This window comes from Streptomyces sp. NPDC007907 (genome assembly GCF_042959365.1).
Classification (GTDB): Bacteria; Actinomycetota; Actinomycetes; order Streptomycetales; family Streptomycetaceae; genus Streptomyces; species Streptomyces indiaensis.
The window spans coordinates 634,092-654,236 of the sequence record NZ_JBIBKR010000005.1; the positions used below are offsets into that span (position 1 = coordinate 634,092).

General features: G+C 65.4%; 20 protein-coding genes. 5 read left to right on the top strand and 15 right to left on the bottom strand.

Features of this window, described 5'->3' with window-relative positions; translation table 11 throughout:
• Window positions 1-58: 58 nt before the first annotated feature.
• The 7 genes from ACFZDI_RS23670 to ACFZDI_RS23700 form a co-directional block, all read right to left on the bottom strand.
• Entirely contained in the window at window positions 59-1,450 is a 1,392-nt protein-coding gene (locus ACFZDI_RS23670) for a tyrosine-type recombinase/integrase (RefSeq protein WP_391253016.1), read from the bottom strand.
• Entirely contained in the window at window positions 1,444-1,650 is a 207-nt protein-coding gene (locus ACFZDI_RS23675; RefSeq protein ID WP_031104043.1) for an AlpA family transcriptional regulator, read from the bottom strand. The genes ACFZDI_RS23670 and ACFZDI_RS23675 overlap by 7 nt, the downstream gene beginning before the upstream one ends.
• Window positions 1,647-3,107: a replication initiator gene (locus ACFZDI_RS23680; protein WP_391253018.1), complete on the bottom strand. Its 1,461-nt coding sequence runs from the start codon at window positions 3,105-3,107 to the stop codon at window positions 1,647-1,649. Before ACFZDI_RS23680 ends, ACFZDI_RS23675 begins: the two co-directional genes overlap by 4 nt.
• Before the next feature lie 142 nt (window positions 3,108-3,249).
• Window positions 3,250-3,978 (bottom strand): DUF2637 domain-containing protein, encoded by a 729-nt coding sequence (locus ACFZDI_RS23685; RefSeq protein ID WP_391253020.1) that lies wholly within the window; start codon window positions 3,976-3,978, stop codon window positions 3,250-3,252.
• 47 nt (window positions 3,979-4,025) lie between these two features.
• Window positions 4,026-5,447 carry a cell division protein FtsK gene (locus ACFZDI_RS23690; RefSeq protein ID WP_391253022.1) on the bottom strand — a complete coding sequence of 474 codons (1,422 nt, stop codon included), beginning with the start codon at window positions 5,445-5,447 and terminating at the stop codon, window positions 4,026-4,028.
• A complete protein-coding gene (locus tag ACFZDI_RS23695; RefSeq protein ID WP_391253024.1) occupies window positions 5,444-5,569 on the bottom strand; it encodes a hypothetical protein in 126 nt (41 codons plus the stop codon). The genes ACFZDI_RS23690 and ACFZDI_RS23695 overlap by 4 nt, the downstream gene beginning before the upstream one ends.
• Window positions 5,570-5,652: 83 nt before the next feature.
• Window positions 5,653-6,003 (bottom strand): hypothetical protein, encoded by a 351-nt coding sequence (locus ACFZDI_RS23700; protein ID WP_391253026.1) that lies wholly within the window; start codon window positions 6,001-6,003, stop codon window positions 5,653-5,655.
• Between the two features lie 170 nt (window positions 6,004-6,173).
• Between ACFZDI_RS23700 and ACFZDI_RS23705 the strand changes: the two genes are divergently transcribed.
• Window positions 6,174-6,659, top strand: coding sequence for a GntR family transcriptional regulator (locus ACFZDI_RS23705; RefSeq protein WP_391253029.1), 486 nt, complete (start codon window positions 6,174-6,176; stop codon window positions 6,657-6,659).
• An 893-nt stretch (window positions 6,660-7,552) separates the two neighbouring features.
• Here the strand turns inward: ACFZDI_RS23705 and ACFZDI_RS23710 are convergent.
• The 3 genes from ACFZDI_RS23710 to ACFZDI_RS23720 all read right to left on the bottom strand — a co-directional run bounded on the left by ACFZDI_RS23710 (window position 7,553) and on the right by ACFZDI_RS23720 (window position 9,358).
• Window positions 7,553-8,395, bottom strand: a complete 843-nt coding sequence (locus tag ACFZDI_RS23710; RefSeq protein WP_391253032.1) for a protein kinase — start codon at window positions 8,393-8,395, stop codon at window positions 7,553-7,555.
• A 70-nt stretch (window positions 8,396-8,465) separates the two neighbouring features.
• Entirely contained in the window at window positions 8,466-8,909 is a 444-nt protein-coding gene (locus ACFZDI_RS23715) for a glycine-rich domain-containing protein (RefSeq protein WP_391253034.1), read from the bottom strand.
• A gap of 206 nt (window positions 8,910-9,115) precedes the next feature.
• Entirely contained in the window at window positions 9,116-9,358 is a 243-nt protein-coding gene (locus tag ACFZDI_RS23720) for a hypothetical protein (RefSeq protein WP_391253035.1), read from the bottom strand.
• Window positions 9,359-9,471: 113 nt separating this feature from the next.
• Between ACFZDI_RS23720 and ACFZDI_RS23725 the strand changes: the two genes are divergently transcribed.
• Window positions 9,472-10,812 carry a hypothetical protein gene (locus ACFZDI_RS23725; protein WP_391253037.1) on the top strand — a complete coding sequence of 447 codons (1,341 nt, stop codon included), beginning with the start codon at window positions 9,472-9,474 and terminating at the stop codon, window positions 10,810-10,812.
• Here ACFZDI_RS23725 and ACFZDI_RS23730 read toward each other — a convergent pair.
• Complete coding sequence (locus ACFZDI_RS23730; protein ID WP_391253039.1) at window positions 10,790-11,323, bottom strand: NUDIX domain-containing protein; 534 nt, start codon at window positions 11,321-11,323, stop codon at window positions 10,790-10,792. The two genes, ACFZDI_RS23725 and ACFZDI_RS23730, sit on opposite strands and share 23 nt — an antisense overlap.
• A 288-nt stretch (window positions 11,324-11,611) precedes the next feature.
• On the opposite strand from ACFZDI_RS23730, the gene ACFZDI_RS23735 reads away from it, so the two are divergent.
• A complete protein-coding gene (locus ACFZDI_RS23735) occupies window positions 11,612-13,645 on the top strand; it encodes an HNH endonuclease (RefSeq protein ID WP_391253041.1) in 2,034 nt (677 codons plus the stop codon).
• Between the two features lie 9 nt (window positions 13,646-13,654).
• The gene (locus ACFZDI_RS23740; protein ID WP_391253043.1) at window positions 13,655-15,040 is read left to right on the top strand and encodes a hypothetical protein; all 1,386 of its coding nucleotides are present in this window, start codon (window positions 13,655-13,657) and stop codon (window positions 15,038-15,040) included.
• 199 nt (window positions 15,041-15,239) lie between these two features.
• Here ACFZDI_RS23740 and ACFZDI_RS23745 read toward each other — a convergent pair whose 3' ends face one another.
• Entirely contained in the window at window positions 15,240-16,913 is a 1,674-nt protein-coding gene (locus tag ACFZDI_RS23745) for a hypothetical protein (protein WP_391253044.1), read from the bottom strand.
• A gap of 814 nt (window positions 16,914-17,727) precedes the next feature.
• Between ACFZDI_RS23745 and ACFZDI_RS23750 the strand changes: the two genes are divergently transcribed.
• Window positions 17,728-18,294: a GNAT family N-acetyltransferase gene (locus tag ACFZDI_RS23750; protein ID WP_391253046.1), complete on the top strand. Its 567-nt coding sequence runs from the start codon at window positions 17,728-17,730 to the stop codon at window positions 18,292-18,294.
• 27 nt (window positions 18,295-18,321) lie between these two features.
• On the opposite strand, the gene ACFZDI_RS23755 is transcribed toward ACFZDI_RS23750, so the two are convergent.
• The 3 genes from ACFZDI_RS23755 to ACFZDI_RS23765 all read right to left on the bottom strand — a co-directional run bounded on the left by ACFZDI_RS23755 (window position 18,322) and on the right by ACFZDI_RS23765 (window position 20,002).
• A complete protein-coding gene (locus tag ACFZDI_RS23755) occupies window positions 18,322-18,876 on the bottom strand; it encodes a DUF4760 domain-containing protein (protein ID WP_391253047.1) in 555 nt (184 codons plus the stop codon).
• A 130-nt stretch (window positions 18,877-19,006) separates the two neighbouring features.
• The gene (locus ACFZDI_RS23760; protein WP_391253049.1) at window positions 19,007-19,768 is read right to left on the bottom strand and encodes a PIG-L family deacetylase; all 762 of its coding nucleotides are present in this window, start codon (window positions 19,766-19,768) and stop codon (window positions 19,007-19,009) included.
• Window positions 19,769-19,777: 9 nt separating this feature from the next.
• Window positions 19,778-20,002 (bottom strand): ferredoxin, encoded by a 225-nt coding sequence (locus ACFZDI_RS23765; protein WP_391253051.1) that lies wholly within the window; start codon window positions 20,000-20,002, stop codon window positions 19,778-19,780.
• Window positions 20,003-20,145 lie beyond the last annotated feature (143 nt).

Genomic DNA, 20,145 nt, shown 5'->3' on the forward strand with positions numbered 1-20,145 from the left:
TGAGTGACGAAGGCGCCACCCCTCCTGAGCAGGTGGGATGGCGCCTTGGTTGACCGCACTATTCCTCGGCGGCTTCAAGAGCGCGCTGAATCTGTTCATTCGCGCGCTGCTGGCTGCGGTGTATGGCCTTCGCGTAGAAGCGGAACAGGACAGCGATGCTGTGGCCTGCCCGGCGTGCGACCTCGGCTGGGGAGACGCCGGACTCAATCCAGAGCGAGACCCCCGCATGACGCAGGGAGTACGGCACGTCAGCCAGCGGCGAGGATGCCTCGGACTCCCTGAGCACTGCGAGCCGGGCAACCTTCCACACCTCCCCGTACTCCTTGGACAGGAGGTGGCCGCCCTGGGCGGCACGGAACAGTCGGCCGTCCTCGGCGGTGCCGAACTGCTTGATGTGCTCGCGGATCAGGCGCACCAGGACGGGCGGGATTGGAACCGGCCGGGTTGCCTTGCGGGCCCGCTTCTTCAGGCCGCGCGTATCGAAGGACTCGCCCGTGTCGGTCCAGCCGGAGCCGACACGGGGCATGCTCGTGGAGAGCAGGACTTCGCCCCAGCCCTCCCCGGGAAGGGCGAAGTCGTTCTCACGGAGACTGGCCGCCTCACCAGGGCGGTTGGCCGCGTAGTAGAGGCAGCCGAAGAACGCCTTCAGGTGCCGTCCACGTTCACCCTGTTCGCCGACAGCGTTGATCAGCGCTTTCGCCAGCTTCGGGCCGGGGACGAATCGGAAGTCGATCTCGTCGTCGGTCTCGGGCGGGGTCCAGTCGACCTTGTCGAGGGGCAAGGTCGTCAGAAGCTCCCGTTCCACCGCGTACCGGAGACAGTTACTGAAGACCGTCCGCTTGCGGTTCACCGTGTTCTCGGCAGCGGCCGTGCCGTCCTGCTTCAGCCTCAGTGCGTCGAGTGCTGTGCGCACCACCGAGGGTGTGTTGAGGTCGGTTATGTCCACGGATTTCCGGCTGATCCAGTCCAGCGCGGCCACGATGTCGGCGGGCGGTTCCTCGGTATCGAGGCGAGGCCTCAGCGCACCGTCGTCGCCCAGGACGAACCGGTAGACCCACGAGTAGAGCGCTATGCGGAGCACCTTGGGAGCAGGGGCCCCGCGGTTGTCCTTGACCAGCTTCGGCGTGATGGTGGCCAGCGTGTCAGCGATGCTCGCCCTGTGTTTGGCCGAGGCGCTAGGCCACTTCATCTCGGCGTACGCACGCGTGTGGGAGTACCAGGTGGTGGAGTTGAGCGCCTGCACCTCCGAGGCGGGTAGACCGGTCTCCGTGTCGAACTGCTCGCGGTTGCGTAGGGCGGTCAGCAGCTCCGAGCGACGACCGTCGGCCTGAGCCTTGATCTTGTAGCTCTTGGAGAAGGGCCGGGGGCCGACGCGCCACCGGAGTTGGTAGGCCGCCGCACGGTTGGGCCGCTTGCGGATGCCCCAGATCTGTACGTCGTAGGTCAGCACGCTTCCCGCACCTCGCAGGCGTCGAACCAGGCATCGAGGTCGGCCCGGCGTATGCGGATCTGGCCGTTGGGGAGCTTCATGTGCCGGGGTGCCTGGCCCCGAGCCCGCATGCGGTAGAAGGCGGCGCGGGAGACTCCGATCTCAGCCAGCGCTTCCACCAGCTTCAGCGTCTGCTTTTCGGCCTTGGTCGGAGTGATCACAGCCAGGGGTCTCCTTCGCTCTTGCGTCGTTCGGTGTCGGCGATGTCGTGGCGGACCTGGGCGGCGAGGAGTTCTTCGCCGGGGCGGTAGCCGCTGCTGAGGTAGGTCCACGAGGAGGCGGTGACGAGGGTGGTCTCGTCGGTGGTGGGGAGGCCGGCGCGGGCGCGGGCTGCTTCGGCTTGGGCGAGGCGCCAGGCGCGGCGGACGTCGCGGAGGGCGCCGAGGGTGGTGGAGTAGGCGCGGGATTTGCTGGAGAAGTGGCCGCGGAAGCCGAGCATGTGGGCCCACTTCCAGAGCTTGAGGTCGGCGAACTCCGGCAGGTTCCCGAGGTCCCAGGCGGTCCGGATCATCTGGCGGACGTGCCGGTGCACGGGCAGGGCTTTGATGGGTTCGGCCTGTCCGGTGCCTTCGCAGTCGTCGCACAGGTCGCGGAAGCCGTCTGGACCTCGTACGTAGCCGCGTCCATGGCAGGGGCGGCACATAAGGGTGCGGTCTACAGTGCCCGCGCCCTCGGCGTTCTTGGTGGCGTACTTGGCGACGTATCCGGCGACCTTGGCATCGGTGAGTTCGCCGTCGCCCAAGGCGGAGATCCGGTCAACCTTGAACCGGTCGCCCCACTTGATCACGCGCTCGCCGATGGCGTCGGACTCGACCGTGAGCCGGGCCCGCTCGACCGCCAAGCCCACGGCGACCTGGAGGGCGTCGAAGGTGGCCCAAGGCGGGGGCGTGGTGGTGTGGCCGTCGGGGCCGTCGAAGCGGATCACGGCGTGGAAGTGGACCAGGCCGCGCTTCTGATACTCGGCAACCTTGGCGAAGGAGACGCGGAGCGCGGCGTTCAGCGCCTTCTGCGTCATGCCGAGGTGTTGGGCCAGGGCGCGGCGAAGGTACGTGGTGAAGCGTGCCCACAGCTGCCCGGCGTGGGCGTTCCAGAGGACCGCGCCGGAGTAGTCGTAGGTGGCTGGGTCGAGCGGTGTGCCCAACGCCGGGTCGTCCTCGGCATGGTGGGCGCCGCAGCCGCAGGAGCGGGTCTTGCCCAAGCTGTCGGTCTTGCGGTTGTGGACGGGGCCGAAGGATGGGGCGGTGAGGGTGACGAAGGCGCGGGGATGGTCACGGACGGTTTCGGCGACGTTCTTGCCGCCGGACAGTCCGGCCTTGATCAGGTGATAGGTGTCGGCGGCGTAGACGCGGGAGCAGGCGGGGCAGCGGGAGGCGCGGCGGTTGCCGCAGGTGGTCAGGAGGCGCCCGGAGGGCTCGTCTTCCGAGCGGTAGGAGCGGACTACTTCCTTGGTCGTCGAGTCGGTGGTGACTGTCCAGCCGTGGAGGTTGACGGGGCTGGTGCAGCCGCGCAGGTCGCGAACCTGTTCGGTGACGCGGTCGAAGTTGTCGGTGTTGGCCAGCTCGATCAGGTCCCGCAGGCCGGGGCTGACGACGTGCCGCAGGTCGAGGGAGCGGTGCATGAGTGCCGGGGGTCCTTTCTGGCGCGAGAGTGGGGCCTACGGGCAGCAGCGATCAGCGCTCGGGCGGCTGCCCGCAGGCATGACGGGTCGGGCCCAGGCGCGGGCGAGGGTGGGAGGTGCCGGAAGGCCGGCGGGGGCGGCCCTACAGGGCGGCGTGGAGGGCGGTGGCCATGGGCAGGCCGATGCCGAGTCGCGTCTTCAGCTGAGCCGCAGTAATCGCTGTTCCGTGTTCGGCGTGATGGGACGCGGCGATGGAGCGCGCTTCGGTCAGCAGCGGTTCAGGCACCTTGAGCGCGGGCGGTGCGGGAGCCGGGGTGACGCGCGGAGCTACCGGGGCCGGGGTCGGGACTGGGTCCGGCGCGACAGGCGGGGCCGGAGCGGTGAGCGGTGCGGCAGCGGGGGCATAGGGCAGGGCCGTTTCGGGCGCCGGTTCGGTCTCTTCTGCTTCGGGGGCCAGGTCGGCGGGGCGGGTGACGGTGTGGAAGGCGCGCAGGAGTTGCGGGCCGACCGCGCCCCAGCCGAGCAGGAGCAGGGGAGCCACAGCGTCCACGGCTGCACGTCCGTAGTGTCCGGCGGCGATGGGTTCGGCGACGTTGAGGGCCAGCGTCAGCAGCCCGGAGAAGTGCATCAGCCGGGTGGCGGCCGTCATCTGTTCGGCGGGCAGGCCGCGCAAGGAGAGGTAGCGCAGGGCGACCAGCAGGCCGACCACGGAGAGATCCACCATCGGGGCGATGAGCGGCGCGATCGGTGAGGGGACGCCCAGGCGGAGGGCCAGAGACCAGACGTTGCCAAAGGAGAAGACGAACGCCAGCACGGCGATGACGATCATCACGGCGGTGATGGTGCGCTGAGTGATCCGGTCCTCTGTCAAGGAATTCACCTCCCTTCGGGGCTGTGTCACGGGGCGGAGATCAGGGGTCAAGCGGCGTCGACGGCGGGTTTCTCCAAGTCGACGTCCGCGTCCCACATGCGCGGGCCCAAGAAGGCTTCGAGGAGCGCGGAAGGGTTGGCGGCCAGGTGGGCGGTGCTGTCGGCGATTCGGGCTGCGTCGGCGTCGGAGACGTACGGGGTGCGGATGCGGGTGAAGCCGGGCTGCGACTGGTGATTCATCGCGGCGACGCCGACATAGGTCGGGTCCTGAAGGTTGATCGGGTTGGCATCGGGCCATTCCCGGATCTCCTCGCCCAGCGCGGCGACAGCGGCCTCAGCCGTCTTCTGCGCGAAGCTCAGGCCCACGGGGCACACGTCACGGATGAAGGTCGGGATCGCATCGCCGGTGGACTTCTGGGTGGCGAGGATGACGAGCATCCCCACCGAGCGGCCCTTCTTCACCAGGTCCTCGACGAGCCGGGCGTTCTCCGCAGCGAGAGCGGCGAGCTTCTTGGTCGTCGGGTCGCTGCCCTTGTGGTCGCGGAAGTACGTGTGTGCTTCGTCGATGACCAGCACGACCAGCGGCCAGTTCTCCGACGGACCGACATCCCACATGGACTTCACGCCGAGCGCCTTGCGTACCCAGGCAGACCGGAGGCGCCGCAGTTCCACCAGGTCCCGGAACAGCTTGTTGGCCTCTTCCAGGTCGTCCCCGACGAAGGCGAACATGCGCTGCACCCAGTCGGCATAGTCACCTTCGTGTGCGGCGGACACCTTGCCGTCCGCGCAGGCGAATTGCACGCAGGGGGAAGGCGCCCAGTCCGAGAGAAGCCGGTTGATCAGGCTCGTCTTGCCGAAACCTGGGAGGCCGGCCACGGTCACTCCAGGCACCTGTGTGAGGTCTACCGAGACCGGCTGTGCGTACTCGTCCAAGCCCAAGTCCCACCGGGCCGTCTCATCCGGCATGTCCCCCGTGGGTCGGTGCTCAGTGGGGAGCTTGAGCGGATCGAGCCGCACGCCCCGGATGACGACCTGTCCAGGCTTGTCCTGCGTGATCGCGACCCGCGTGCACCTCCAGGCGTCGGCCAGATGCGGGGCCGCCTTCTGGAACTGCTCCAGGCCCACGCCGGGCAGGCAACTCGCCCGTGCGATCACGCCGTATGCGTCATGCGTGACCTTGAGGGCGGGGATGAGGACGCGAGGCTTGATCGGCTTGCCGTCGGTGTTCGCCAACGACGCGAGCGGGGTCGGAGTCTTGTCCTTGGCCGCCAGCTTGAGCATCGGCGCGAGCCGCTTCCAGCCCCACCGCACGCGGACGGCTTGCCGGATGGACTGCCGGGTCATGGCGTCGGCGCGCAGGTAGCGGATCACCCACCACACCGCCCACCCGACGAGCACCACCAGCGCCAGGTTGACCACCAGGGAGCCGTAGTGGAAGGCCCCTTCTGCCGGGTCGTTCGGACCGTTCATATGTCCCGCTCCAGAGGGTTGTAGAGGAAGGCCGCTAGGGCCGATTCGAGGGCCGTCCGGTCGGCCGAGGTGTCGAGACGGGGATAGCCGTAGCCGACGAGCACGCCCGCTACCGAGGTCACGAGGGATTCGGTGAATCGGGCATCCGGCCCGGCGTGAGACAACGGGTAGTTGCGCTCAGCGCCGGACCGGGGAGCCGTGCCGCTCACGCCGCTTCAGCAGCCGGGGTCATCAGGTCCAGCCGGTCCGCGCGGTAGGCGATGCCGTCCGAGAGCGAGCCGTTGAAGATTCGCGCCCAAGGGGTGGCGAAGAGCTCCACCGGCATGACCGGGACACCGGGCTTGAGGCCGTCAGGGAGACCGGTCTCCGGGACGGTGATCTTCAGTGCCTCGGCGCGGCCCTCCTCCATGAAGAAGAGGGTGATCGTGTAGAGCTTCGCGCCGGTCTCACGGTCGGTGGCGAACTGCGTCTTCTCCTGGTCCGCGTACTTCGGCACCGGCAGGCTTCCGACCATGAACGACGAGGTGGGAAGCAGGCCAACACGGATGCGTGCCATGGGAGTTGGTTCCTTTCGGTTGCGCTCCGCCAGGCGGCGGGGCGTGATCACCATTGAACATAGCTGACCTAGCACTGTCAAGTGTGTGGGGTGAGCTAGGTGTCAGCTGACATAGGCCACCTACGTCAGTGGGGTGTGCTAGGGGTGCTAAGGATCGCTACCCTTGGGCCATGAGCCCCGCGCCAGAGAGCAAGCAGGACCGTCGGCCGCCGTATCAGCACGCTGCCGACGAGCTTCGGCGCGACATCTTGCAGGGGCGGATCAAGCCGGGCGAGCAGATGCCGTCCATTCGCGAGCTACAGGAACGCTTTGGCGTGGCCAACATGACCGCGCGGGGCGCGCTCAACGTGCTGCGCGACGAGGGTTTGATCTACACGATCCACGGGCGGGGCAGCTTCGTGGCTGACCATGACGCCGCCGGCGAGTTCTCGGTGGGCTACACCCCGCCAGCCTGGTACCTCGCCAACAGGGACAAGACGCCCGCGCAGGCAGAACAGACGGAGGGAAGCCCCGACGGCTCTGAAGCCACCGGGGACACCCTCATTGAAATGCTCACTGCTCTACGTGACGAGCTTCGTTCCCTCAGTGCTGAGCATCAGGAATTGCGGCGTGAGGTCGAGGAGCTGAAGTCTCAGCAATCGAAGTCGCAGTCCTGAACTGAGCCACTTCCTCACGCAGTGCCCTGGTCTCCTTGCTGAGGCGACCGACCGTTGCCCGCATCTCTTGGATCAGCGCGGCCACTTGATCCGCGTCTTCGACGTGAATGCTGGTCGACCTCATCTCATCGTCCGCTATGTGCTCGGCCATGTCTCCCGCTTGCCACCCGTGCCGTCGATGCGTTTCGCGCTTCCGCGCTTCCTCCCAGCCGCTGAGCGTCCCCACGGTGTTGAGCGGCTCTTTCGCTGATCTACCATCGCCCTGCCCTGCGGAGCTGTTCAGAGTTTCTTTACTGGATCAAGGCGGCCCGCCTACGGCGGGCCGCGCGCGCTGGCGGCCCGTGGCCGCTGCCGCTCCTTGTCTCCGCCACCGCTCCGGCGGCCCCCCGCCGCTCAGCGCGCACAACCGCCAGGACGGACAACCAGACCAGGAAGCAACGCGCTCACTCCGAGCACCAGGACCAGACCGGGACGCGTCAAGCTCGACCGCGCCACCAGACCGCCCACAGCTCACATCCGCACGGCCGGTGGAGTCGCCGGGCATGTCGGCAACGCTCATGCAAGATCGAGGGCCAGGCCGTGACGTTTGGAAGAAGCGTGGTTGAGGCCGGCGGGTGGTTGCTGGAAGCACACGTGGCGGGTGCTCGTTCGGCTCGCCCGCCGTCATGGCTGACTTTCGGTGGCTCAGGTCAAGGCCCTTCCTCGTTGGACAACATGCAGCCGAGGGTCCGCACCCGCATCCGAGCACGCCAACTGCCCCGGCTACCATCGGCACCGGGGTCCTGATCAGGGCTTCCGCGACCGGACCACCCGGAATGCTGTCCAGGCTGAGGGGTGGTCCGGTCTCTTGTTGTTGGTCTTGGTTATGCGAGCGCCGCCGGGCGAACCAGGCTCTAGAGGCGGCTCAGGGTCTTACCCACCTCGTAGATGGTCGGCCGGTCTCCGGGAGCATGGCTGAGCATGGCCTCGACCAACTCGCCCAGCTCACCGGGCGCCTTGACGGGGCGGCGTCTGCCGTTGGCCACGGCCTCTCTCTGGACGGGGCGCGGAGCGTCGTCCGGATACTCGACAGCCCGCCAGCCGGTGGCGGAGATGAGCAGGGAGGCGCCGAGGGCATAGATGTCGGCTTCCGGCGTGGGTTCGGCTTCACCTGTGGCGAGCACGCTGCGCGCGATCTCCGGTGCTTCGTAGTGGACGAGGCAGCCGCGGAACGGGAAGTCGTACCCATCGGGGACGTGTCCGCCTCGGGATAGAGCCAGGTCGATCAGATGCGTCCGTTCCGGCCCGACGATGAAGTGGGCGGGCTGCACGTCGCCGTGGGCCCAGCCCTTGGCGTGCAGTTCGGCCAGGGCCTCAACACAACCCAGCGCCACGCTGGCGTGCGGTGCAACGGACGAGCCTTTGCCACGGCAGGGCTCCCAGAGTCGGTACAGGTCCGGCCCTTCATGCCACGGCTGGAAGTTCCACGTCCCGCGCTCCCATTCTCCGTACGCGAAGTCGTCGAAGCTGAGGCGATGCAGTACGGCACCCTCGCGTGCGGGCGCGAGGGCGGTCCAGGGCTGGGCGGGCCAGTCGGCCGTAGCCTCGATCGGATAGCCGACCTTGACGGCGTAGTGACCTCGATGGCTCTGCACCTCCCAGACCATGGAGCCCCGGCGGTTCAGGACCAGGCGCTGAGACGTGGGCATGAGGGCGTCGAGCACCACGATCGGCAGTTCAGAGGGTGAGCCGGACAACGTCTGTTCTCCTTCCGGGCGAACGCGGCCGACCACGAGTCGAGGCCGGCCGCGCCGCTGCTGTCTGGTGCTACGCCTGGCCGTACGGGCGGCCGCAGTCGGAGTCGCACTGGGCAAGGTTCGTGCCGTCCACGGTCCACAGGTCATCGAAGACCATGAAGCCCGCAGTTTTCATGACGCGTGCCGAAGCGGCGACCTGCTTCGGGTCACGGGCACCACCGCCGGGCTTGGGGTTGTGGTGCAGGAAGTGGCCCGCGTACCGCTCGCACAGCTCGGCGTACTCCTTCGTGTGCAGGATGAGCGCGTGCAGGCCCAGGTCCACGTCGTCCGACGGGACCATGGGGACGATCGCGGTGGCTGCGGTGACCACGAAGGCGACCGCCTGGTCCGCGATCCGCTCGGCACGCTCGGGTGACTGCCCGTTGTGGACGACCACGAAGTGGGCGAGGCTCTGGAACAGCTCCTCGCCGGCCACCGCGCGGCCGGACCTCTGGTCGTTCGCCGTTGCCGTCATGCGAGTACTCCCTTATGGGTAGTGGAGCGTGGCACTTACGGAGTTGGGAGGACGCCCCGAACGGGGGTGGGGGAACCGGGGAATGAGCACCCGTCCGGGGCAGCCGGTCTACTGGCCGACAGCGAGAGCCATGCCGATCACCAGGCCGCATGACCCGCTGATCATGATGATGAAGAGGACTCCCGCGTATCGGCCGATGGCGCGCATCACAGCCCGTCCCTGCTGTTGCCGTTCCTGATGGCCAGGCGTGCGCTCAATTCCTCCCGAGCACTCGGCTGCACCACCATGTCCGGCATGGCGTCCCACTCCCGGCCGCCGCCGATGGGCCGTATCTGCACTCGGCCGCCGAGCTCACCCATGACGATGCCGATACGTCCCTTGGCGGTGTCCTTCGCCAGTTCACCGATGCCTGGTCTGGTCTGCTGGTTGCTCGCCATGCACACGAGCATCGCGATCGGAGGGCCGCCGCTAAAAGGTCAGGCTGATTACCCAACTTGGGTAACATCGCGGGAAGTAGAGAACCAGCGACGTTGCGTAGCCCTCGCAGTGTGGGAGCTTGCCGATGCCCGACCCGGACAGGCCGCAGGAACTGCCGGCCAGGCTGCTCACCGATCCCGAGATGATCGATGCGTGTCGGGCCCGGGACTTCGCCAGAGTCTTCCGGCTGGTCAAAGTCAGGGCGGGCATCTACCCGTCGATGATCGCCCGGCGTTGCGACCTGACGCCGAGCCGCGTGGGCGAAGTCATCGCAGGCCGCCGCCACTTGCAGCACATGGATGTCATCGAGCGAATCTCAGACGGTTTGCGAATCCCAGGGGACATGCTCGGGCTTGCCCGCCGAGCGTGGGAGACGCCCCAGGCCCTCGTGGTCGACGAGCGCGAGGCGCCCCAGATGTCGGAGCCGGAGCAGCAGGCCCCCGCGTCTCTGCCAGGTCCCGATGTGGACAGCATCTTGGCGCTGGCCACGCGAACCAGTATGAACAAGGCCACGCTTGAGGCCTTCCGCTCTTCGATCGAGGACTACTGGCGACGGGACGACCAGCACGGTGGCGAAGCACTGCGGCCCGCCATCGTTGGCCAGCTCCGTTATGTCGTCGGCCTCTTGAAGGAGAGCCGACCGCCGTCGATCCAGAACGGCCTGTACGGCATCGCGGCCGAGCTGGCCCGCCTGACAGGCTGGACGTACTTCGACGCCCGCCAGTACAACCAGGCCCGCGCGTACTTCACCGAGGCCCTGCAACTGGCGAAGGAGATCGACGACCGGCAGTTCATGGCCAACGTCCTCGCCTGCATGAGCTTGCAGGCGACCTACCAGGACAAGCCCGCGGACTCGTTGGCACTCGTGACCGCAGCCCAGGATCAGGCTCGGTCAGCACTTGGCAGCACACCGCGCGTTATGTCGATGCTGGCCATGCGGGAGGCATTCGCCCACGCCACTCTCGGCAATCGTGATGACACGCACCGGGCGATCGGGGAAGCGCACAGCCAATTCGAGCAGATCGGGGCGAGCGATCCGGACCCCTCATGGGTGACCTACTTCGACGAGCCGAAGCTCATCGTGGATACGGGCATCGCTCACGGCCGTCTGGGCGAAGCGGCAACCGCCGAACCGTTGATCGCCGATGCCCTGCGGCGAGAGCATCACGCCAACCAGCGAGGTCGCGCGTTCCACTCGTTCTGGCTGGCTCGTACGCAGCTGGAGCAGGGCAAGCTTGACCAGGCGTGCCACACCGCCACGCAAGCCCTTGAACCCGCGTCGGCGGTGGCTTCAGAGCGAGTTTCTGGGCATCTCAGGGAGTTCTACGACCAGTTGGCCCCACACAGGCAGGAGCCCGTAGCCCTTGCCTTCGAGGCACGGCTACGGGAGCTCCTCCCGCCAGTCAGCGGATCGCTTCATCCATGAGCAGGTAGAGCAGACCGACGAGCGATCCGCTGCTCACGACCTCGCGGCGGTCTATCATCCCGCGCACCTCTGAGAGGGGAATCCATTCGATGCGGTCGGACTCGTTCTTCTCCGTGGGAGGACCGGAGTACGTGGCGCCGTCAATGCGGAAGACGTGGTGCTGCGAGTCGGTGATCCCGTTCGCCGGCTCGGCATAGATCAGAGGCTTGATCGGGCCGGGGCGCCAGCCCGTCTCTTCCAGGACTTCGCGGGCAGCAGCTTCTTCCGGAGTCTCGCCGTCCTCGACCAGGCCCATGGGCAGTTCCCAGGCCCAGGAGTCCGTGATGAAGCGGTGCCGCCACATCATCAGGACCTCTTGGCGGTCATTCACTACGGCAGCAACGGCCAGGTGCCGGAGGCGGACGACGTGGTACTCCCACCTACGCCCGTCAGGCTGTTGGACGTCGACCAGACACAGATTCACCCAAGGGTTGGTGTAGACCTGTCGCTCACCGTGGGTCTTCCACTCCATACCTGCGGCCCCTCTCGATCGGACTCCAGCATCTCAGAGCACGCCACACTCTGAGCGTTAACGTCATTATGACGACAATGTGAAGCCTGTGACGTCGCTGAGCGGTTTGACGGGGCCCCGCGGTGTCGACGCGCTAGTGCGTCCAAGCCCGGTGCAGATCTCGGGTTCGGGACTTGTCATCCCACAGTGAAGTCGAAGTGGCGCCATTTCAGGACCCGTTGTCAGTGCTGGCGGCTACTGTGCTACCCCACGGGATCGTTATGTCCGCAGACGACTAGGGGGCGGTCTGTGTCCGGTTTTGCTACGCAAAGGTTCTTCACCTCGCGGCAACGTCAGTTGATCTACGAGCAAGCCGAGGGCCTTTGTCAGCGCTGCGACATACCGCTGGGCGAGAGCTGGCACGCAGATCACCGCATTCCTTGGGCCGAGGGCGGCCCGACCACCGTCGACAACGGACAGGCCCTGTGCGAGGGCTGCAACCTGCGAAAGGGACAGCAGATGCAGTACACGGACAACTTCGTGCCCCGCCCCTTCCAGCGGGAAGTGAGCACGGTCGTCCTCGAACGGATCAGGGCCGAGAAGGACCGCACCATCGTTCTCGCATCCCCTGGGTCGGGTAAGACCCTCGCCTACCAGTCGCTGGCGACGCGCTTGATCCGCGAAGGGTTGATCGACTACGTCGCCGTCTTCGTGCCCCGCGTTGCTCTGGCCCAGCAGTGTGAGATCAGTTGGATGCACAGAACTCACAGCGGTGCCCTCGGTGGCCTGTGCTTGCTCTTCGACAGCACGAAAAGGCTGGGCATGATCCGGCACAAGATCAGCGACCCGCCGCTGACGCACCCCAACGAACCTGGGAGCGGCTTCGTGGCCACCTACAGTGCACTGGTCAGCAGCGAGCGGTTGTTTGTGGAGTGGGCGCGAAAGCATGAGGGGCGCTTCCTCCTGATCGCCGATGAAGCCCAGTTCTGTGGAGCTGCCGGAGACAAGGAAGATGGAGGCGGTACCAAGGCCGGCGGCCTTGTTGAGCGCGTTCACTCCTTCGCTCGCCATACCCTCCTGCTGACGGGTACTCCGTACCGGGCCGACAATCAGCCGTTGATTCTCGCCGACTACGAGCCCAATCCGTCGGACCCACGCAAGATGACGCTCGTCCGCGATGCCGAAGCGACGTACGCCGACGGCATCGCCGAGGGCTACCTGCGGCGCTTCGAGATGCATCTGACCGAGGCGCGCGTTACGCGCCGTACTCTGGGTGACCCCTCTGCTCCGAATGGGGACAACATCCTTGAGTACAACCTCTCTGATGACGGCAGTGAGCTTGTTCCGGTGCTGAGGGATGAGAAGACGTGGCAGCCGCTGGTCGATCGTGTCGTCAGAGCGGTGAAAGACAAGCAGAAGTTCAACCGGGCATACCGGGGCTTGATCTCTTGTATGGGGCAGAACGAGGCCAAGAAGGTACAGCGGTATCTGAGCGAGCGATACCCCGACCTCCGGGTGGGTCTCGCCATCTCCTCGGATGCTGGTGCTCCGCAGGAACTGGCGAACTTCAAGCACAAGCCGATGGACATCCTCGTCACAGTCCGGATGGCCTTCATTGGTTACGACTGTCCAGAAATTACTGTGGTAGGCGTCCTTACCCACTACCGCGACGGTGGGCATCTGATGCAGTTGGTCGGACGTGGCCTGCGAGTATGGGACAAGATGCCGCCGCGCGAGCAGTCCTGCGTGATCGTCGCGCCCGACGATCCTAAGATGCAGGGCTTCCTCTCACTGTTGCGGGACGAAAACGAGCAGGGTCTCAAGCTCTTGGAGGAGCGCGAGGGCCCTGAGAAGGAGGAGGGCGCCGAGCCCGTACAGGAGAGCCTGTCCTTCGTCGAGGCGGCCGTAGCCACCACCACAAGGGCTGCGGGCAACGAGAGCGACATGGACGCGGACGAGCTTCAGCTGGTGGAGTACATCAAGGCGGCTGTCGACTCCGCCGAAACGCCGCTCAAGCTCAAGGATGTAGTCGAGCTTGCAGGCATCATGCTGAAGGCGGCGCCGAGTGTCCCCGAGCAGCGGACGGAACCGGACGCTCCGCCTACCTATGAACCGCCTAAAACTGATAGGGAGCAGATCGCCGCGATCAAGGCCCAGACCGCGGAAGCGATCAAACAGCACTTGTACCAGCGGGGCGTTACGCCCGAATCGCCCGGATACCAGGAGGCGATGATGCAGGCAACCAAGCGCGTCAACGATGCCGCCGGCTACAACGCGCAGCAGGCCAACACGTTGGAGAAGGCCAACCGAAGGCTGCGGGCCGTGCTGAGCGCCCTCAAATAGGAGCCACCCATGACAGTGCGCGTTGAGTCAAACAGCTATCTGACGGATGAACAACATCGTGTCTACACCTTGCGGGAGGCTCTTGAGCGGAATGGCGGGACACCTTCCGGCTTCCTGGAGTTGCTTGCCGTCGTAGTCGAGGATGAGACCTGGCGAAAGGTCCCATCCGGTGTCAACAGCGAGGAACCCTTCGAGGACTTCGCCGCTTTCATCGAGGCTAAGCCACCTTTCGGCCTCGGGGCCAAGGTGGAGGACGTGCGGCTCTTGCTGCAGATCAAGCACCCGCATGAAGGGGTGGGCCACGTCCGGGAGCAAATGGATCGAATGCGGGCCCAGGTCTCCAAGCTTCTCGGGCCAACTCTTGGCGATGACCCGGTCACGCAAGACGCTCAAGATTTCGGAGCCTACGCGAAGTCGGGAGGGTGGCTCTTCGCTTTGAAGGTCGCCCGTTGTGTACAGCCAGGATCGAACCAAGGGGAAAAGTCCGTTCCGTCCCCTCGTGGCAGGCGTGACGAGGCCGCGAAGGTGTCTGCCAGCGAATTCGGCCGAAGGGCGGGTTCGTCATCAAACCGCGTAATGCGCTTCTACCGGGCATGGGCTCGGGCAGCTGACGATGGGCTGGTTCCTCAGTTCGAACAGCTTCAACCGGGCGTTGACGTCGAACTTCCGGATGCCGAAACTTGGGGTGAGTACTACACAACCCGTTCCAGTGCGGAAAGTGAACGGGGTGCGTTGATCACTGCTGCCGCTGAAGCCGAGGGTATTCGGCCGACAAAGGCGCTTGAAGTCGCGGAGAACCCAACGGCTTTGCGTGCGGCAATTCTGGCAGATCCCAGTACAGCGGAGGCAGCCAGGAGTGCGCTAATGGACCGACTCGAAGGTGACGCTGCCCTTCAGGCCGCCATGGCGAGGCACATCACAGACACGGACACTCTGAGAAAAGCCGTCGCAGCAGAAACGAAGCGTGCTGACCAGATCGAGTATGTGCGCGCGGCCGTTGAAGAGGGAAAGGTTAAGACGCCAGCCGGGCAGTTCATCGAAATTCCAGAGAAAGTCAAGGTTGAGGTTGAGCGGCAGCTGACGCCTTCCGAAGATGTGGGGCAGAGCGGCCCAGAAGAGGCAGCAGCCGCGTATAACGTCCTACACCAATATGTGATGCAGTCAGTCGATGAAGATCCGCAGCTCGCGATCCAGGAGCGCCGAGCCAAGTTGCACGGTCGAGTCAAGAACGCATCCAAGACGTTCGAGCAGCTGAGCCTTGATGAGGTCAGCGAGCTGTATGACGAAGAACTCGTAGCGAGCTTGGAGCAGCTGCAGGGGTTCATCGCGACCTGCCTCCTGAATCTCAAGAAAGCGGGGCAGCCTCCTGCTATCCGTGCCGTGCGCGGCGCTTGAGAAGGCGCCCGGCAGACCGGGAAGGCCGGGCAAGGGTTCTCGCCTGGCCTTCCCGGTCTGCTTGTGAGCGCTGCGCTGCCGACAGTAGCTGAGCTAGCTGGGCGTACTGTCACCTTGTTCGGAGGCCGGCCGGGTTGACAGCAGTGTCCTTTTCAAGAGACCAAGGCAATCCACGGTGGGTGAGAGCCCTCAGTCGAGTTCAGGGAGCTTTGGTCAAATCGCTCTGGACCAACTCGTAGTAATGACGAGTTAGGTTCAAGCGCTCTTTACGATCAAGGAGTTGGATATCTTTATCATCTCGCTTGATCTTTTCCCCCTGTCGCACTCTTACCAAGTCGTCGAGAATTCCTTGACCCAATTCGCCCACTAGAGCTGCGGACCTAGCGTATGCAAGGGTCTCGGAGGTAAGCGATGGGCAGGAAAATGCGGCCGCCAAGAACTCTATTATAGAGGACCTGGAAATACCCTCCGGAAGAGAGCGCTGGTTTGCGTGAACTCCGATTTCATTGTATGCCACTGCTTCGGCCATTTGTTCAGCGACCTGTGCAAAGTGCTCTGCGTCTTGCGGATCCAGCTCGGATGCGCGCAGGTAGTTTTCAATGGAGTCGACGAGTCGGTCGCTAAATGAGAGCTCGTTCGCAAACCAAGTCGGCGAAGTGTCGTCGACGTCAGCAGCCAATACGGCTTTGCGGTACCATTTCAGAGCCTCATCTTTGCGTCCGGCCTGGGACAGGGCGCGACCGTGATTCCTGAGTGCAATTGTGCAGTCCGGGAACCTTTCGATAAGTGCAGTCGTAATTTTAAGAGCTCGTTCATCAAGTCCATCGCGGTGATACGCGTCAAGCATCATGCCAAACGTGCTTAGGTGGCTCTTTTCGAGTTCTTCAGGAAGAACTACCTCTTCGCCATCCCAGGAAATTTTCAAGAGTGACGCAAGTTCTTCGCGAGCCCGCCTACGAAGGCGAGGATCTTCGGAGTGGGCGATGGCTGCCAGTTGCAGGCTCTTGAGTTTTTGGTTGTTTGGGCGCAATTCCAGGGCGCGGTCACGTAGTGCCATCGATACCTCAGGGAGGCTTAGCTTATGGGCATCGCTAGCCAGCGCAGACCAGTCTTCTGCACCAATCACAAATGGGTTGTCGTTCACCAGTTGCATGACGATGCTCAAAAATTCTGCACGGTTCTCGGATTGCGCCGCTACGCGAGCGTGATTGAATAGGTCGGCTGGGAGTTCACCGCGTTGAGCCTTGGAAAGCACCGCAGATACTATGGCGGATGCATCCTCTTCCTGGTGTGCATCCATAGCATCCATACCGTACCGGCTCAGGGATTGGCGAAGACGGGCGTTCTCTTCCCTCAGTTCCCCTTCGACGGACCCCTCGGCGTGGGCGAAAATATTCTCTGGAAGTGACGGTAGGCCATCATGGACAGGGCTGTCTTTTCCTGTGTCCGCAGATTCCTCGATGACTGCGCGAGCGAACCGGTCAAGTAGCTCTCGCAGCTTCTCTATCCCTTTCAGGTCCGGCCCAAATTCAATCATGCGATATGGTTTCAGATCGAAGGGGACTTCACTCCTTGTTGTGTCCACCATCATCACGGTCCCTTTACCGCGAAGTGCGTGCCTAACGCCCAGTTCGTAAAAGACATTCGGGTTCAGGTCTGTAAGGTCCGCGATTACGAGGTCCGCGTGTGCGAGATGTTGCACAATTCCAGAGACTATTGCTCCGCCCTTCGCGATATCGTCAGCGCGTGTTACTGTGAACCCAAGGTTCCTAATGACGGGGTCAATTACTACGTCTCGCAATGTGCGAAAATACTCGTGCTCTGGTGTGCCTGGTTTCCGTATCGGCATTATCACGAAGCAATTCTTCGACATGCGGATCACCTGGTTCGGCAAGGCCTTGAGCTGGCACCTTCCTCCACTACTTCCAGTGTGTGCCGTAGTGCAGGTGGGTTGTCAACTGGAAGCATCATATTTGGCGGGTAGCAGGTGAGTAATTCCGGGTTCAATTGTTGTAGCGTTGAATTCTCGATGAATACACGAAACGATGATCCTGGCTGGACCAAGCGCCCAAGTGGAGGCGCTGGAGCTTCCCGATAGAGCGTGAGGCGGTGGGGTGTAGGGCGGAGTCCTAGCCCTGCTTGTTCAAACCTGACGGCAGCTCTGACGGCAACGACGGCACACAGACGCGCATGATCGCCCACACGGGCGATCGAGCAGGAGGCTGCCAATCCTCTTCAAGGGGAACTGCCCGATCCTACGGATCAGAAGGTTGCAGGTCGTCGATGGGAAACAGAGCCAGTGGACCCTGTGTGGACCACAACTCTCGCGCAGGGCGTGGAGCCAGCACGCTGTGCCCGCTCCGCCCCTGGTGAAGCGGCACATCCGTTGGGTTAGCGAGCGGCCGGGACAACCGTCTTGAAAACCGTCGTGGCAGCGATGTCACCGTGGGTTCAAATCCCACCGCCTCCGCAGCGTAAGCAGTGAGAACGGCCCCTGACCTGGGTGTTTGGTCGGGGGTCGTTCTCATGTCCGCCAGGGGGAGACGAGACTCGGATGCCCACGCCCGGCGAGGCCCGTCTGCTGGAGATCGGTGCCGTGTGCCGGTCTCATGATCCCGGGCCCGGACCGGCTGCTCGCCGGAACGTCCCGTCCGATGCACGTCCGCCCGAAGCGAGAGCGAGTCCCTGTGAGAATCCTGCCCGCTCAACCTGCCGACTTGGCCAAGCTGCTCGCTTTCAGGGAGGAGGCGGCGGGATGGCTGTCCGGCCTCGGCACGGATCAATGGCAGCGTCCCTACCCGGCTGCCAGATTGCTGGAAACCATCCGGGCGGGGACGGTGTTCATGGTTCTTGACGCCGGCGAGACGGTGGCGACGGTGACGCTGACTCCCGATGTGGAGGACGGGCTGTGGACCCGGCAGGAGCTGACGGAACCGTCGCTGTTCATCAGCAAGCTCAGCGTGGCCCGCTCGCATGCGGGGCGCAACGTCGGTGGCCGGCTGCTCGACTGGGCGGGAGACCGGGCCCGTCGGGCGGGTGCCAGGTGGCTGCGACTCGACGCGTGGACCACCAACGACCGACTCCAGCAGTACTACCTACGCCAAGGGTTCCAGCACGTTCGTACGGTTGTGGAGGGCTCGGCGATCAACGGCGGTCCCCGCGTGTCAGGGTGGTTGGCGCAGCGACCGACCCGTTCCGCCGAGCACGGTTTCGTTGACGAGACGCCGGCACCGGGGCAGGCCGCCGGCGCTTAGCAGCCCGCTGCCTCTCGGCGGACCGTTTTAGGGAGCGGGTTGTCCTTGAGGGGGCAGGCTTCCGCCGGTCCCGGCGGGAAGGCCGGGCCGGCGTGGTGCCATCTGGCCTGCGAGCCACTCCAGGTTCTCCCACACGCGTGGCTCGCCGTGCCGCCGGCGTTGCTCTTCCGCCCAAGGGCGGTAGTTGTTCCAAACAGCGATGACGAGCCCGCCCCATGACTCGTCGATGACCTCGCGGTCGAAGGCGTCACACTGGGCGCCCACGGCGAGGAAGTTGAATGTCGTGAGGTAAGCGATGATCAGGTTCGTCGCTTGGTCGTCGCCTGACAACGATCTGTCGATGAGAGCCGCGATGGCCTCGGGACTCCGCTCGTTCGGAATGCCCTCGTCGAACAGAGCCTTCCGCCGGTCCATGTTGGCGGTCAGATACTCCATGGTCGCCTGCTTGCGGCGCCTGTCGTGGTCTCGCGCAGTGCTGCGGGACAGGAGCAGGAGCTGCCATGCCAGTGCGACGAATGCGATCACGCTGATGCCCAAAGAGCCGAACGAAGCCAGCAGGGACCACCGCTCATACGACGTCACGGCTGGATAGCTTAGGGATGCGGCGCAGCGAGCGGGGTCGGTTCCGGCATTCGGCCCGTGCCCACGGTCAGGCCGGGCACCCGGCGTGGGGATGGGCGTGCCGCGTGCGGGTCGTGCGCCGGCGGTCGCTTCAGGAGAGCAGTTCGGTCTGGGCGGGCGCCGTCGGGGGGACGTCGTGGCGGGTGTAGTGCTCCGTGCCGAGCAGGTGTTGGCGTTCGGCGGTGGGGAGGGCGGCTATCAGGCCTGGTGCCGCTCCTCGTGTGACCTCTGTGCGGTGGGCCAGGATCGCCGTGATCTTGCGGTCCAGCCAGGGGGTGACGTCGACGGTGGCGGTGACGTGTTCGTCCGGGACCGTGCGCAGTGCCTTTCCGGCCTCGGCCAGGTGCGCGCCCCAGGTGCGGACCGCCTTGTGCGGGTGGGTCGACAGGTACAGGGCGTTGGGCTGCCAGGGCTTCCCCGCCTCCGGGTAGAGGCGTTCCAGGCCGGCGGCGTGGACGGCCAGGGCCGTCACGCGGTGGGTGTGGACGTGGTCCTCGTGGCCCGTCAGACCGCCGTAGGCGTCGTGGGTGACGACGATCTCGGGGCGGAAGTCGCGGATCTGCGCGACCAGTTCCCCCACCGCCTCGTCCAGCGGCGCGTCGCACCAGCGCGGTCGGCCCGGGGCCGAGTGCGGGACGCGGGAGTCGGCGTAACCCAGCAGGCGTGGCGGGTCGGCGCCCAGGACGCGGAGGCCCTCGGCCAGTTCCCCGGCGCGCACGGTGTTCGGCGACCAGGTCGCCGTCACGACCGCCGTGCGCGCGCCCGCGGACGCGTGGCGGGCGAGGACGCCGCCCGCCGACAGGGACTCGTCATCGGGATGGGCGAAGACCGCGAGCAGGCTCGGCACCGGCATCCGGCCTCGTCACGGCCGGTGCGGCGCCGACTTCGGCGCTCCGGTGATGCCGATGGCCTGGCTCGGGCACGTCTTCATCGCCTCCGGGACCGAGGGATCGTCGCTCGACCGCTCATGTTCGGCGCGGCGCGGGCGGACGACCCTGTGGCCGTCGGTGGACGCGAAGACCGACGCTGCCCGGTGGGCGTGCTCGGCGGAGCCGTGACAGAGGTAGCGGTCCACGAAGACCCTCATCCCGTTTCGTGTCCTTCCTGACGGCATCGGACCCGTGGCCGTCCGGAGTTGACTTCCCGGCAGGTTGCCCGCTGAACCGGTCCGGGGCCGTCCGGGAGGTTCGCCGGTCGGCTGCGCGGCCGTTCGCCGGGTCGTCCGGTCGC

Coding starts and splice junctions, on each gene's coding strand:
- ACFZDI_RS23725 (WP_391253037.1), top strand. CDS start 9,472: ATGCCCGACCCGGACAGGCCGCAGGAACTGCCGGCCAGGCTGCTCACC.
- ACFZDI_RS23705 (WP_391253029.1), top strand. CDS start 6,174: ATGAGCCCCGCGCCAGAGAGCAAGCAGGACCGTCGGCCGCCGTATCAG.
- ACFZDI_RS23700 (WP_391253026.1), bottom strand. CDS start 6,003: ATGGCACGCATCCGTGTTGGCCTGCTTCCCACCTCGTCGTTCATGGTC.
- ACFZDI_RS23760 (WP_391253049.1), bottom strand. CDS start 19,768: ATGCCGGTGCCGAGCCTGCTCGCGGTCTTCGCCCATCCCGATGACGAG.
- ACFZDI_RS23680 (WP_391253018.1), bottom strand. CDS start 3,107: ATGCACCGCTCCCTCGACCTGCGGCACGTCGTCAGCCCCGGCCTGCGG.
- ACFZDI_RS23730 (WP_391253039.1), bottom strand. CDS start 11,323: ATGGAGTGGAAGACCCACGGTGAGCGACAGGTCTACACCAACCCTTGG.
- ACFZDI_RS23765 (WP_391253051.1), bottom strand. CDS start 20,002: ATGAGGGTCTTCGTGGACCGCTACCTCTGTCACGGCTCCGCCGAGCAC.
- ACFZDI_RS23740 (WP_391253043.1), top strand. CDS start 13,655: ATGACAGTGCGCGTTGAGTCAAACAGCTATCTGACGGATGAACAACAT.
- ACFZDI_RS23715 (WP_391253034.1), bottom strand. CDS start 8,909: ATGACGGCAACGGCGAACGACCAGAGGTCCGGCCGCGCGGTGGCCGGC.
- ACFZDI_RS23690 (WP_391253022.1), bottom strand. CDS start 5,447: ATGAACGGTCCGAACGACCCGGCAGAAGGGGCCTTCCACTACGGCTCC.
- ACFZDI_RS23745 (WP_391253044.1), bottom strand. CDS start 16,913: ATGTCGAAGAATTGCTTCGTGATAATGCCGATACGGAAACCAGGCACA.
- ACFZDI_RS23720 (WP_391253035.1), bottom strand. CDS start 9,358: ATGCTCGTGTGCATGGCGAGCAACCAGCAGACCAGACCAGGCATCGGT.